The sequence below is a fragment of the Haloferula sp. BvORR071 genome, from assembly GCF_000739615.1.
In the GTDB taxonomy this organism is placed as follows: Bacteria; Verrucomicrobiota; Verrucomicrobiia; order Verrucomicrobiales; family Akkermansiaceae; genus Haloferula.
The window spans coordinates 88,509-100,887 of the sequence record NZ_BATP01000061.1 but is presented as its reverse complement, the minus strand read 5'-3'; the positions used below and the strand labels follow the sequence as shown (position 1 = coordinate 100,887).

12 protein-coding genes are annotated in these 12,379 nt (G+C 62.7%); 7 read left to right on the top strand and 5 right to left on the bottom strand.

Translation table 11 applies throughout. From position 1 onward, the window contains the following. The coding region (locus BV071_RS31965; protein WP_035616380.1) for a S8 family serine peptidase at positions 1-851 on the top strand (851 nt) is incomplete at its 5' end. Positions 852-867: 16 nt separating this feature from the next. Here BV071_RS31965 and BV071_RS31960 read toward each other — a convergent pair. After that, a complete protein-coding gene (locus BV071_RS31960) occupies positions 868-1,869 on the bottom strand; it encodes a glycosyl hydrolase family 18 protein (protein WP_052574137.1) in 1,002 nt (333 codons plus the stop codon). 99 nt (positions 1,870-1,968) lie between these two features. Between BV071_RS31960 and BV071_RS31955 the strand changes: the two genes are divergently transcribed. Then, on the top strand, positions 1,969-3,243 hold the full coding sequence (locus BV071_RS31955) for a putative sensor domain DACNV-containing protein (protein ID WP_035616322.1): 1,275 nt from the start codon (positions 1,969-1,971) through the stop codon (positions 3,241-3,243). Positions 3,244-3,315: 72 nt separating this feature from the next. Here the strand turns inward: BV071_RS31955 and BV071_RS31950 are convergent, their stop codons facing one another. Genes BV071_RS31950 through BV071_RS31940 form a run of 3 tightly spaced genes read right to left on the bottom strand, consistent with a single transcriptional unit; the run spans position 3,316 to position 5,395 of the window. Continuing rightward, entirely contained in the window at positions 3,316-4,407 is a 1,092-nt protein-coding gene (locus BV071_RS31950) for a PDZ domain-containing protein (protein WP_035616320.1), read from the bottom strand. A gap of 29 nt (positions 4,408-4,436) precedes the next feature. Further along, positions 4,437-4,910 carry a hypothetical protein gene (locus BV071_RS31945; RefSeq protein ID WP_035616318.1) on the bottom strand — a complete coding sequence of 158 codons (474 nt, stop codon included), beginning with the start codon at positions 4,908-4,910 and terminating at the stop codon, positions 4,437-4,439. Then, positions 4,907-5,395 (bottom strand): RNA polymerase sigma factor, encoded by a 489-nt coding sequence (locus BV071_RS31940; RefSeq protein WP_035616316.1) that lies wholly within the window; start codon positions 5,393-5,395, stop codon positions 4,907-4,909. Before BV071_RS31940 ends, BV071_RS31945 begins: the two co-directional genes overlap by 4 nt. A gap of 68 nt (positions 5,396-5,463) precedes the next feature. Here BV071_RS31940 and BV071_RS31935 point away from each other — a divergent pair, with 68 nt between their 5' ends. Beyond that, positions 5,464-6,801: a hypothetical protein gene (locus BV071_RS31935; protein ID WP_265595149.1), complete on the top strand. Its 1,338-nt coding sequence runs from the start codon at positions 5,464-5,466 to the stop codon at positions 6,799-6,801. A gap of 60 nt (positions 6,802-6,861) precedes the next feature. Beyond that, positions 6,862-9,000 carry a glycoside hydrolase domain-containing protein gene (locus BV071_RS34080; protein WP_052574136.1) on the top strand — a complete coding sequence of 713 codons (2,139 nt, stop codon included), beginning with the start codon at positions 6,862-6,864 and terminating at the stop codon, positions 8,998-9,000. A 12-nt stretch (positions 9,001-9,012) separates the two neighbouring features. Here the strand turns inward: BV071_RS34080 and BV071_RS31925 are convergent, their stop codons facing one another. After that, the gene (locus tag BV071_RS31925) at positions 9,013-9,756 is read right to left on the bottom strand and encodes a dienelactone hydrolase family protein (protein WP_035616311.1); all 744 of its coding nucleotides are present in this window, start codon (positions 9,754-9,756) and stop codon (positions 9,013-9,015) included. Between the two features lie 108 nt (positions 9,757-9,864). Here BV071_RS31925 and BV071_RS31920 point away from each other — a divergent pair, with 108 nt between their 5' ends. The 3 genes from BV071_RS31920 (at position 9,865) to BV071_RS34075 (ending at position 12,377) form a co-directional block, all read left to right on the top strand. Beyond that, the gene (locus BV071_RS31920; RefSeq protein WP_035616308.1) at positions 9,865-10,413 is read left to right on the top strand and encodes a DUF1697 domain-containing protein; all 549 of its coding nucleotides are present in this window, start codon (positions 9,865-9,867) and stop codon (positions 10,411-10,413) included. Beyond that, the gene (locus tag BV071_RS31915; protein ID WP_052574135.1) at positions 10,410-10,871 is read left to right on the top strand and encodes a GNAT family N-acetyltransferase; all 462 of its coding nucleotides are present in this window, start codon (positions 10,410-10,412) and stop codon (positions 10,869-10,871) included. Before BV071_RS31920 ends, BV071_RS31915 begins: the two co-directional genes overlap by 4 nt. 135 nt (positions 10,872-11,006) lie before the next feature. Next, positions 11,007-12,377, top strand: coding sequence for a basic secretory protein-like protein (locus BV071_RS34075; RefSeq protein ID WP_052574134.1), 1,371 nt, complete (start codon positions 11,007-11,009; stop codon positions 12,375-12,377). Positions 12,378-12,379: the final 2 nt, after the last annotated feature.

The following is a 12,379-nucleotide window of genomic DNA, read 5'->3' as shown; positions in this document are numbered from 1 at the left end:
CCTATGTAGTCGCCGCGGGCATCCCCGCGGCGATGGATGCTGGCGCGGAGATCCTTAATCTCTCGCTCGGCGAGCAGGAAGACTGCCCGCTCTTGGGCGATGCCATCCGCATGGCCTTGGATTCAGGCATCATCGTGGTGGCTGCCTCCGGCAATGAAGGCGTGCAGCAGGCAAAATACCCCGCGGCCTATCCGGGAGTGATCGGCGTCGGTGCCATCGATGCCAGTGGCGAGCGCATGGCCTTCTCGAATCTCGGCAGCGGCCTCGGCCTCACCGCTCCCGGCTACGGCGTGAATGCCGCCGGGAGCAATGGCGGCTACGTCAGCATCAGTGGCACCTCCGCCAGCGCGCCGCTGGTGGTCGCCGCCATCGCCGCCACCATGTCCGATGGCTCGGGTCGCCGCGTCTCCGCCACCGAAGCCGCCAAGCTCGTCCTCGCCAATGCCGACGACGAAGGCGCCCCCGGCCCCGACAGCGAATATGGCAGCGGCGTCCTCAACCTCGCCCGCCTGATGAACCGCAATGTCCGCGGCCGCTACGACGCCGCGATCACCTGCCTGCGCCTGCTACCCGCCGCCGGGCCCAATCTCCCGCAGCAGATCGAGGTCACCGTGCAGAACCGCGGCACCGAGATCTTGATCAATAGCCTGTTGGAAATCACCAGCAGCGGCATTTCGACCAAGATCAACGCCACCACCATCGCCCCCGGAGCAAGCCAATCGTTCACAGTCCCCGCAAATGCCAACAGCATCGCCGGAGATGTCTCTGTGTCAGTAGCCTTGGGCAATGGACAGATCGATCTAACACCCGAGAACAACCAGCGCGCGGGCCGCTTTAGCGGAGTCTACTGAGCTAGGGCAAAGCGGACTATTTGGCCTTGGGGGCCGCCCCATCCTTCTTCGGCTGCAGCACCCCGTCGATCGCCGCGAGCAGGGACTTCTCCCCTTTCACGTCTTGATCGAGGGACCAGATCATCACGCCGCCGTAGCCCTCGTCCATCACCAGCTTGGACTTCGCCTGGATAGTCGGGATGCCGTTGTACCAGATGGTCTCTCCCGACTGGTCCACGGTGTGCCCTTCGGGGAACTGCGCCACCACATCCGCATAGGAATAGCCTGACTTCCTGAAGGCATTGCCGAAGCCGTAGCCGTAGAAGGGCACGCCCAGCACCGCCTTCGACTTCTCCAAGCCGCGTCCGGTCCAATACTTCGTCGCCTCCTTGGCGAACTCCATGGACGAATGTTGACCGTGGCGATTCGGATCCCAGGTCCCGGTCGCGTCGTAGGCCATGATGTTCAGGAAATCGAGTTGTCCCAGAACCGAGTCAGGCACGTGGTCACCGCCGTAGCCCTTCGACAGCGCCGCAGTCAGCAACAACTTCTTCGCCTTGGTCGCCGCGGAGAGTTCCGCCATGAAGCCGCCGTAGTTGTCCGTGATCGCAGGGCCTTCGAGGTCCACGTCGATTCCGTCCAGCTTGTGCGCCTCAAGATAGGCCACCAGCTTCTCCGCGAACTGCTTCCGCCCGGCTTCGCCCATCAGCTTGTCGTAGCGCGCCTTCATCTCCTCATTGGTCGAGGCCGAGCCACCTCCGATCGACATCAACACCTTGACCTTCGCGGCCTTGGCCCGGCGGATCAGCTCCTCGTTGCGGGGATTGAAGGAAAGCTCACCGCTGTCGTCCTTCGGATTCTCGAAGGCGATGTTGATGTGCGTGACCTTGTCGTAGTCGATCGTCTTCGCAAATTCGGGCAGATCGATCCAGTTCGGCACGTAGGCCACCACGCGCTTGCGCTCTTGCCCGTGGGCAAAGGAGGAGCCGAGGATCAGACCGGCCGTGAGAAGCAGCCGGAAAAGGGAGGTCGAGGTCATAGGGTTCTTGGGTAATGGGCTGTGGTCCAGTCCGGCGGAAAATCACCGGACTTGTTGAAACGCGGCCCAACTCCGCTTTATTTCGGAACCACGTCACCCATGTCCGTCATCCCTAGCGCCCCGCTCGATCTCACCAGCATGGTCACCCGCTTGCACGAGCTGCTGCGGGATCAGCCCGGCGCGCCCACGGAGGCGGAACTCCGCGAGGCCTGCAATGCCCTCTATTCCTCCAGCCTGCTCAAGGAGGAGGGCCGCCCGGTCCGCGCCCGCGTGGTGATCGCTCCGCCGGAGGCATTCACCGCGGACGGAGGCCCTCCCGATGGCGTCCACGCGATGCGCCTCTCGACGGCCCATCCCTTCAACCAAAACGAAATCAAACGCCTGAGCCCGGCCGCCAGCTTCTTCCACTCCGCGGTGGCGATCTGGCCTGCGAAGGGCCGCGGCTTCCGGATCTGGGGCATCATCAACACCGGCACGCGCTGGATGAATATGGTCGCCGGCGGCCGCAAGCCCGCGGGAGAAGGCATCCCCCACCCTATCATCCACGTGCGCGATCCCGGCTGGTTGATCTTCTACGATAACTACCAGCTCATTGGCGAATGGCGCGGCCGCGAATTCCACGGTCCGAGGCTCGACGTCTTCGAGTCGCCCTTGCTCAGCCAGCGCTTCGAGCCCATGCGCTGCAACATGGTCGCGGAGCTGGCCGATGGCTGCCTGCCGCCGAATCTCAGCACCGATGACTACGCCCAGATGGCCCACCTCATCTCGGTGCAGTTCATCAAGCGGGTGATCAACCTGGTCCGCACCAGCGGCCACGGCGGCAGCGTCGTCTTCCTGCCGGAGGGAGCCAAGGGCGTGGAGACCGCCACCCGCTGGATCGATTGCAAGTACACCGCTGAGGAGGATGCCGCCGGATTGCGCTTCCCACATCTCATGAAGTCGATCATCCGCCGCATCGGCATGCTCTGCCCGCCGGGATCGACGCTGGAGGATGCGCGCCGGATCTTCCGCGGCAGCCATGATGCCGAACTCGATCGCCTGGAAGAAGGCTTCTACGAGCTCGCCCGTTTCTTCTCCGACCTGATGCAGGTCGATGGCGCCATGGTCGTGGACCAGCGCGTCCGCGTGATCGGCTTCGGTGGCGAAATCCGCGTGGACCGCACCGTCTTCCAAGTCAGCCAAGCCCACGACCTCGACGGCCAGTCCCTAACAGACTGGAACGTGCAAGCAGACGGCACCCGCCACCGCGCGGTCTACCGTCTCTGCTCGGTCGAGCCCGACGTCATCGGCTTCGTCATCTCACAGGACAGCCAGGTGCGGATGATCGCGAATGTCGACGACTCGGTGCTCTTCTGGATGCACTCGGTAATCTGATCGATCCGCGCGAAGAAAAAAGGCGGACCGGCTCTTGGCCGGTCCGCCTGGAGATCCCGCTGAAATGAGAATTCACTTCCTCTCTTCAAGCAGCTTCTGTAGCGCGTCGAGCTTGGTCCGCAACTCGTCGAGCTCGCCCTTGGTCGCAGCTTCCGCGGCACCCTGGGCTTCTTTTGCCTTCCTGAGTTCCACTTCGGCCGCCCGTTGGACTTCGGCGGAGTAAGCGGCGTCGGCAGCCTGCTTGACCCGTTCGGAAAGCAGGTCTTTGACCCTTGCCTTGGCATCAGCAGCCTGGTCCTCGGCCAGTTTGCGCATTTCATTCACGTGGCGCTCGAGTTCGGCCCGCTCCTTCTTGCCCTGCTCGGTCGCATCTCCCTGCGGCGCGGGTAGCTCGAAGTGGCGGTAAAAGGTCCGCAAAGGCTGCTTCACGCCCGGGCCGGACCATGAGTCGAGATGCTCGATCGACTTCGCCGCGGCGACATCGCGCTGGCCGAGCGTCACCGTGGCTTCCTTCACCTCGCCCTTGCGCAGATAGGTCAACTTGATGCTCTCGCCTTCCTTGTGATTTGCCACAAGCACCGATAGCTGGCGCGGATGGATCAGGATCTGGTCGTCCAGCTTCATCAGCACGTCGCTCTTCTGGAGTCCCGATTTTTCCGCCGGACTATCAGGAGCAATGACTTCGACGCCCAAGCCGGTGTCTTCGGCGATCGGCAGGTGCACGGCCAGTTCATGCGGCACCGGAATCGCCGATACACCGAGGTAGGTCACCGGACCGGTCCGCAGCGGCACGTCAAAGGCATCCTCGGCAGTGCGGAAGGCCAAGCGGATCGGCTCGGACAGATCCCGCGCCTCGAAAGTCGGCACGCCAGCGATCACGTCACCGGACACGCCATCCAGAGTGGCAGTCCCGCCGATCACCCCACCGCCGCCGATCGCCACACCGGGTCCAGCGCCAATTGTCGCGCCGGCAATCACCCGCGGCTGGCCGGGTTCCGCATCCGCAAGATCGATCGTCCTTGTTTCCGTTTTGCCATCCTTGCTCTCCACGATGATGGCAGTGCCGCGTGAAACGGCTTTCGCTCCTTCCACCGCGGGTTCCTGGGCCGAGGCCAAGCCCGCGAGGGCGGCCAACAGGCAATAGCTGCTTGTGCTTGTTTTCATGTTCTCGATTTCTGTTGAAGGTTTTTCAGTCAGTAGATGGGCAGTGACACCGGCACGATCTCCTCGCGCAGCCGGCCTTCCTTCACCGGCTCCGTACCTTCCGTCCCCGCGACGTAGATAATCTCATCGATCCAGCGGGTGCGGATCAGCCGCACCGGCATGTTGTTGTCGTCCTGGACGATTCCGAGATCCGCCACGTCCACAAGATGCTGCAGGCTTCCCACCGGCTGGAGTTCGTCCGTGGCGGGCGCGGAGGTATTCTCATTTCCTACCACGCCGGGGGGCGTGCCCACCGCCACGGGCCCTTGCTTGGGAAGCAGCGCAAGAGCCACGCCTGCAGCCGCCGCCAAGGGGGCCCACAGGTAGATGATCTTGCGCTTGGACTTGAAGTTGGCTTGGGGCTGGGGCCGGGCCGCGCGCAGTCTCGCCATCAGCGCCTCGTCCGGCGCGGCGGGCTGCAGCCGGGTCAGCAGCGCTTCGATTTCGTCCTCCGGATGTTTCATAAGGTGCAAATGCTCAAAGTTTGGCGCAGGGATTCTACGGCCAGCCGATAGCGCGAGGCTGCCGTCCCCTGGGGGATTGCCAGCACCACCGCCACCTCGGCGAAGGTCAGGCCACCCCAGAATTTCAGGGTCAGCACCTCCCTTTGCGCCTCGGGCAACTTTTGAATTTCCCGCTCCAGCAGGGCGGTCATTTCGGCGTCGTCCGCTGGCCCGCAGAACAGGTCCGGCGTTTCGCTGGCCTGCTCACGGAAGGTCCGGCGGTCGGTCTTGCGGGCCAGATCGATCGCCCGCCGGTGGATGGTGGCGAAAACCAGTGCATTGTCCGGCCTGCCACCGGCCCGTTTCCAAGCCTCCACCAGGGAATCCTGCAGCACGTCCTCGGCGTCGTGCCCGCAGCGCGTCTGCTGCCGGGCAAAGAGCAGGAAGCGGCTGGCATTCTCGGCCAGCCAATCGTTCCAGTCTTGTTCCGTGTCGTGGGATGCCATGGGGGAGACCGAGTCTCACCCATGACAGCGCCACCCCAGCGGAATTTTATCATCCGCGCTTGGAAGAAATGCGCGGCCCCTCCGCCCGTATCAGGGAGGCCATGTGCCGTCGTCCCTTGCTGCTGCTTGTTCCCCTGCTCCTCACCCCGCTCCACGGCGCCCCCGCGCCGCGCCCCTTGATGCGCGATTTCATCGGCCTCAATGGCCACACGGTGCAATTCAAACCGGAGCTCTACCGCCCCGCCGCCGGACTGGTCCGCGACTACCATCCCGTGGAGTGGGACCTCGCCAAGGAGACCGACCAGCTCCCGAAATTCCCCGAGGCGAAGAACCGCGTCGACTGGAGCGGCGTCTACGGTTCTTGGCAGAAGCAAGGCTGGACCACCGATGCCTGCCTGATGTTCGAGTCCATTCCCCAAGCGGATTGGAAGGATCTCGAGCCCGACCTCAAGGCCTACGGCAGCGCCTTCGCCAAGGAGTTCGGCCCCGGCGGCTCGCGTAAGCTCGTCGAATCCATCGAGATCGGCAACGAGCCCGGAAAGTGGAGCGATCCCGACTACGCCAAGGTCTTCAAGTCCATGGCCGAGGGCATCCGCACCGGTGACCCCAAGCTCAAGATCGCCACCTGCAACCTGACCACCGGCAAGAGCGGTGACTACGAGAAGAGCGTCACTTGTCTTGATGGGCTCCTTCCCTTCGTCGATGTGCTCACCATCCACAGCTACGCCCAGCTCGAAAACTGGCCGACCTGGAAGCGCAGCTATCCCGAGGACCCTGCCCTGCCGAAATACCTCAAGGACGTCGAGGAGCTCTGCAAATGGCGCGACCAGCACGCCACCGGCAAGCCAGTGTGGATCACGGAATTTGGCTACGACAGCACCACCAAACCGCAGGAGGCCAGCGGTGACTTCAAGCAATGGGTCGGCGTGACCGATGAACAACAAGCCCAGTGGCTCGTCCGCTCGCTGTTAGTCTTCTCCGCCATGCCGGTCGAGCGCGCCTACATCTACTTCTTCAACGACGAGGACAAGGCCAGCCTCCACGCCAGCTCCGGCCTCACGCGGAACTGGCAACCGAAGCCATCCTTCCACGCGGTGAGCCATCTGCAAAAGACGCTCGGCGACTACCGCTTCACCCGGATTGTTAGAAACGAAGCCGGCAAGATCCGCATACAGGAATACCAGCACGGCACCGATCCAAAGAAAGTCATCTGGGCAGTGTGGACGCCGAATGCAGATGGGAAGGAAATCCAGGCAGTCCTGGAGGATATTCCCGGCAAGCTGCTCCACGGCACCCGCATGCCGCTCGCCGCGACGAGTGTCGATCCCTTGGGCCCAACCACGGGCAGCAAGCTTCAAGTCACAGCCAGCGGCAGCCCGCTCTATCTGGAATTCGAGCGGCATTGACCGAATTTAATCGCACTAATTCCTCAAATTCGTGCGTATTGACTCAAGATCCAATCGCCAATGTCCAGACTGCTGTTCTTCCTGAACCCGGCCTTCCTCGCGCTGCTGAGCCTTCCGCTCAGTGCCGCACCTGCCCGCCACTCTTCCTACGAGCCTCCGCTCGGCGCAGTCGCAGGGCAGGCCCAAGCCAATCTTTTCCTCAACACCAAGGTCACCGCCAGCGGCCACTGGGACAAACAGACGCCCGAACGCGCGGTGAACGGCAACAAGGAGACCTCCGACCACTGGGCTTGCGAGAATCTCCCGGTCTGGCATCAGATCGATCTCGAATCACCGAAGCAACTTTCCGCGATCCGCGCCTTCCCCTTCTGGGGCGACGGGCGCGTCTACCAGTACAAGGTCGAAGGCTCCCTCGACGGCAAGGACTGGATTATGCTCGGCGACAAGACGGCGAACTCGATTACCGCCTCCGCAGAGGGGGACCTGTTCTCCTTCGCACCGCGCGAGGTCCGCTACGTGCGCACCACCTTCCTGAAGAACTCAAGGGGTGCCAAGAACGGCGGGCACCTGGTGGAGATCGAAGGCTACGCGTCCCAACCCGCCACCGGGCTCGCCGGCGGCGTCGGCACACTCGACCGGCGCTATCCACCGGCTGGCAAGGTGGAGCTCACTCCCGCTGCCACCGGGCAAAAGCTCACTGCTTGGCGCGGAGAGAGAGTGAGCACCCAGATCGTGATCTCCTCCGACACGGCTCATGAGAACCTGCAAGTGGAGCCCGCCGTGCTGAACGGCCCGGATCAGCTGGCAGTCACTTCCAATTTCATCCGCTACACGCTTGCCGACGGCAAACCGCAGGGCGACGTCATCGATACCGCAGAGAGTCTGCCCCTTGCCGCCGGCACCAATCGCCCGATCTGGCTATCCGTGCAGGTCCCGGTGAATGCGAAGCCCGGACTTTATCAGGGCAAGATCACCGTCCGCAGCAATACCGCCACCCTGGACTTCCCGCTGGCGGTGGAAGTGCTCGCAGCAGGCATCCCCTCCCCCGCCGATTGGCAGGTGCATCTCGATCTCTGGCAGCATCCCGAAGCCGTCGCCCGCTGGCATGATGTGCCCGCCTGGTCACCGGAACACTTCGCCCTGATGAAGCCGCTGATGAAGCGACTGGCAGAGGCAGGACAGAAGACCATCACCACCACGCTGATCGATGAAGCATGGGGCGGGCAGACCTACGATGCCTTCCCCTCCATGATCAAATGGACCAAGCAGAAGGACGGAAGCTGGAGCTACGACTACCACGCCTTCGACGCCTGGGTGAGCTTCATGAGCGATGAGGTCGCGATGAAAAATGCCCGCATCCATTGCTACACCATGATCCCGTGGTCGCTGAAATTCCGCTATTACGACGCGGCCAAGCAAGCGGAGGTGGATGCGGAATTGCGACCCGGCACACGCGAATACGACGAACACTGGGGACGTTTCCTCAAGGACTTCACCAGCCACCTACGCACGAAGGGTTGGCTGGAGCGCACGCTCATCGGCATGGACGAACGCCCCGATGCTCTCATGCGTGGAGCGATCGCCACACTAAAGAAACATGCTCCGGAACTCGCGATCGCCTCCGCGATCAATCACCCCAGCCAGACCACCCGCGAGGTTCAGGACGTCTCGCCCAGCATCCAGACCTCCGGAGAGTTCACGCCTGAAGAACTGGAAGCCCGCCGCAAGCTTGGAAAGAAAACCACCTACTATGTCTGCACGAGTCCGGCAGTGCCGAATTCCTTCACCTTCTCCCCACCCGCGGAGTCGGAGTGGCTCGGCATCTTCGCCTACGCCGGCGGCTTCGATGGCTTCCTGCGCTGGGCCTACAATTCCTGGGTGGAAGATCCCTTGAAGTCCACCGACTTCACCTCATGGCCCTCCGGGGATTGCTTCCTCGTCTATCCCGGCAACCGGAGTTCGGTGCGCTTCGAGCGGATGCGGGATGGCATGGAGGATTTCGAAAAGCTCCGCCTGCTTCACGAATGGGCCGGCAAATCCCCCACCAGCGAACAAGCCGCGGCCTTGGCGAAAATCGACACCGTCCTCAAGGACTTCACCTGGGAGCGTGGCAGCAAGCCCGGCCCGCATGCCGATGACGTCAAGCGCGCGAATGCAGCGATTGAAGAAGCCGCACGGCTATTCACCGCTCCAAGGTAAAGCGCTTCTGGCCTACGAAGACAGATTCTCCGCAAGAAACCTAGCAAGTAATCCCATGCACACCCGCGCCAGTGCGGGATTATACCTCGGCCCCTCATCCCGCAGGAAGGCATGCGCGGCATTAAACTCATGCCATTCGAAGGCAACACCCGCCTCCTCCAGCGTCCGGTGGATTAGCTCACGACCCTCCTTCGGAATGTGCGGATCCTGCCGCCCCCACACGAACAGCAAGGCCGCCTTCATCGCCGCGATCCGCTTCAGCGTATCGTCTGATTTTCCCGCACCCAAGGTCGCCGAGTGCACATCGGTCGGATAGAAAGCCGCCACCGCCGAGATCCCTTCATGGTATCCCGCGCGCAGGGCCAAGTGCCCGCCAAGGCACACGCCATAGCTCGCCACCTTGCCGGTGCAGGATTCGTGTCCCTGTAGCCACTTTACGGTCACGTCCACATCTTCATCGTAAGAGGCCAGCTCCTTGGTGTATTTCAGCTCGTTGCCTCGATCCGATCCCACCTGGTCGTAGGCCAGCACCGTGCCGAGCGGCTCGAACTCGTGATATACCTCAGGCACGACCACCAGATATCCCTCCCCCGCCAGCGCCGCCGCCATCCGCCGGATCGGCCCCGTTACCTGAAAGATCTCCGAATAGAAGATGACCGCCGGAAACTTCCCGCCACTCGTCGGCGTGAAGCTATGCACCCGCATCAGCCCGCGGCTGGTTTCCAGATCTGTGAAGGACTCGGTCAGCGTCGCCATGCCAGAAGGATGCCGCGCGCAGCATCCCAGGGAAGGACAAAGGCCGCCACCTTGACCGCAGCCCGCTTATCCTTCAGATCATGCTCACCGAATTCGGATTGATTGGCCATGAGCACCTACCTCGCACTCCTCCGCGGCATCAATGTGTCGGGCAAGAACATGCTCCGAATGCCCGCCCTCCAAGCGCTTCTCGCAGACCTCGGCTGCGAGAATGTCCGCACCTATCTGCAGAGCGGCAATGCCGTCTTCGACGCCAAGAAGACCACGCCCGCCAAGCTCGCCTCAATGATCGAGGCTAGCCTCAAGAAAGATCACGGCGTCGATTCACCGGTCCTCGTCCTCCCCGCCAAGGACCTCGACGCCATCGCCACCGATAACCCGCTGCTCCCGAAATCCGGCGACATCGAGGAAACCCACTACCACGCCACCTTCCTCTTCGAGCCCGTGACCGAGAAGGCCTTCGAGGCCCTCAAGCTCCCCGCCGCCGAAGGCGAGCGCGCCGCATGGCTGAAAGGCGCCATCCTCCTCCACTGTCCGCACGGTTACGGTAACACCAAGCTCAACAACAATTGGTTCGAGCGCGCCCTGAAAGTGAAGGCCACCACCCGCAACTGGCGCTCAGTGTTGGCGCTTCGCAAGATGTGCCAGGAAACATGATCACCATCCGCGAAGCCACCCCTGCCGACCACGAAGTATGGCTGGTCCTCCGCCTTGCCCTCTGGCCGCACGGCAGCCGCGCCGAGCACGAGACGGAGATGGAACACTACCTTCGCGATCCGGGTCTGGCAGTCTTCCTGGCCTTCGATTCCGATTCCGGCTCAGAGCCCTGCGGCTTCGCCGAGGCCTGCCTGCGCTCCCACGCGGAGGATTGCAGCACCTCGCCGGTCGGCTTTCTGGAGGGCATCTACGTGGCGCCGGATCAGCGCCACCTTGGCGTAGGAAGAGCTCTCGTCGCCGCGATCGAACGCTGGGCGGCAGCTCAGGGTTGCTTCGAAATGGCCTCCAACTGCCTATACGACAATCAGGAGAGCATCACCTTCCACCGTCGCCTCGGCTTCGAGGTTCTGGAAACCTTGGTCCACTTCCGGCGCCCGATCCCTCCCTCCGCGGGCTAAGCCTGCTGCCCGTTTTACTAGCTAAAAAGGGAGCTTCCGGGCCATCGGGCGAAAGGTTCCAATCGCCCCCCTTGCCATCTCCCCAAAAAACAGGGACGACAGACTAAACCCGCATCCCAACCCGACGTTAAAAGCATGCGCTCATCCTCCGCTGCATCTCTGCTGATCGCCGCCGCTTCGATCGCGGCCACTTCCACGCTCCACGCCGCCGCCAATGTGACCAAAGGTCACGGCCAGGCGGACGCCGAATTCAAGCTCGACACGATCGCCCCGCCGGCCACCAACGACGCCGCGACCAAGGCGACCTTCACCCTGGTGGATGGCGAGAAGGACCGCGGCAGCGCCGAGCTCTCGGTGCTGAACGACGGCAAGGTCCCGACCGGCGATGACCAGCCCCGCGCGAATTTCTTCTTCACCCAAGGCTCCCAAGGCGGACGCATCGCCGTGGACCTCGGCGAGGAGACGCCGATCAAGAGCGTGGACACCTACTCCTGGCACAACGGCAGCCGCGGTCCGCAGGTCTACAAGCTTTACGCCGCCAGCGGCAAAGCCAAGGACTTCAACGCCGCTCCCAAGCGCGACACCGATCCGAAATCCGTTGGCTGGGACCTGGTGGCTGAAGTCGACACCCGAGTGAAGGATGGCAACGGCGGTGGCCAGCATGCCGCCGAAGTCACCAACCAGGGCGGCAAGGTGCTCGGAGACTACCGCTATCTGCTCTTCGACGTGGAGCCGACCTCCAAGAGCGATCCCTTCGGCAATACCTTCTTCAGTGAAATCGATGTGATCAGCTCGCGCGGTCCCGCAATCGAGCGTCTCAAGGTCGCCGAGAAGATCGTGAAGGAATACAAGTCGAAGGACGGCAAGTTCCGCTACATCATCAACTCGACCAAGGCCCCCGAGCTCACCGATTGGAGCGACAAGGAACTCGTGCCGGTCATCCAGGAATGGTATCCGAAGCTGGTGGAGCTGATGCCAAGCCAAGGCTACAAGGCTCCGGACGTGGTGACCTTCCTTTATGATCCAACCATCGGCCCGCCGGCCTTTGCCCAAGGCGGCCAAATCACCCTGAACGCGAAATGGTTTGCCGGTGAACTCAATCGCGAGGCCAAGGGTGCCACCGTTCACGAAATGGGCCACGTCGTGCAAAACTACTGGCGTGCCTCCCAGACCAACCGCAATCCAAAGCCCACTCCTGGTTGGGTCACCGAGGGCGTTTGCGACTACATCCGCTGGTTCCTCTACGAACCGCAGAGCCACGGCGCTGGCCTCGGCCCCGACCGCGCCGAGAAGGTAAACTACGACAACAGCTACCGCACCACCGGCAACTTCCTCGATTGGGTCGTGACCTCGAAGGACAAGGACCTGATGCAGAAGCTCAATGCCGCAGGCCGCGAGGGCAAATACGAAGAAGGCCTCTGGAAAGAGTGGACCGGCAAAACCCTCCCGGAACTCAACACCGAGTGGAAAGAAGCCATCAAGGCCGGCAAGCGCGTGCAGAAGTAAAT

Excerpts from the sequence above, each read along its gene's own strand:
- BV071_RS31935 (WP_265595149.1), top strand. The coding sequence starts at position 5,464 with ATGCGCGGCCCCTCCGCCCGTATCAGGGAGGCCATGTGCCGTCGTCCC.
- BV071_RS31955 (WP_035616322.1), top strand. The coding sequence starts at position 1,969 with ATGTCCGTCATCCCTAGCGCCCCGCTCGATCTCACCAGCATGGTCACC.
- BV071_RS31915 (WP_052574135.1), top strand. The coding sequence starts at position 10,410 with ATGATCACCATCCGCGAAGCCACCCCTGCCGACCACGAAGTATGGCTG.
- BV071_RS31945 (WP_035616318.1), bottom strand. The coding sequence starts at position 4,910 with ATGAAACATCCGGAGGACGAAATCGAAGCGCTGCTGACCCGGCTGCAG.
- BV071_RS31960 (WP_052574137.1), bottom strand. The coding sequence starts at position 1,869 with ATGACCTCGACCTCCCTTTTCCGGCTGCTTCTCACGGCCGGTCTGATC.
- BV071_RS34075 (WP_052574134.1), top strand. The coding sequence starts at position 11,007 with ATGCGCTCATCCTCCGCTGCATCTCTGCTGATCGCCGCCGCTTCGATC.
- BV071_RS34080 (WP_052574136.1), top strand. The coding sequence starts at position 6,862 with ATGTCCAGACTGCTGTTCTTCCTGAACCCGGCCTTCCTCGCGCTGCTG.
- BV071_RS31920 (WP_035616308.1), top strand. The coding sequence starts at position 9,865 with ATGAGCACCTACCTCGCACTCCTCCGCGGCATCAATGTGTCGGGCAAG.
- BV071_RS31950 (WP_035616320.1), bottom strand. The coding sequence starts at position 4,407 with ATGAAAACAAGCACAAGCAGCTATTGCCTGTTGGCCGCCCTCGCGGGC.
- BV071_RS31925 (WP_035616311.1), bottom strand. The coding sequence starts at position 9,756 with ATGGCGACGCTGACCGAGTCCTTCACAGATCTGGAAACCAGCCGCGGG.
- BV071_RS31940 (WP_035616316.1), bottom strand. The coding sequence starts at position 5,395 with ATGGCATCCCACGACACGGAACAAGACTGGAACGATTGGCTGGCCGAG.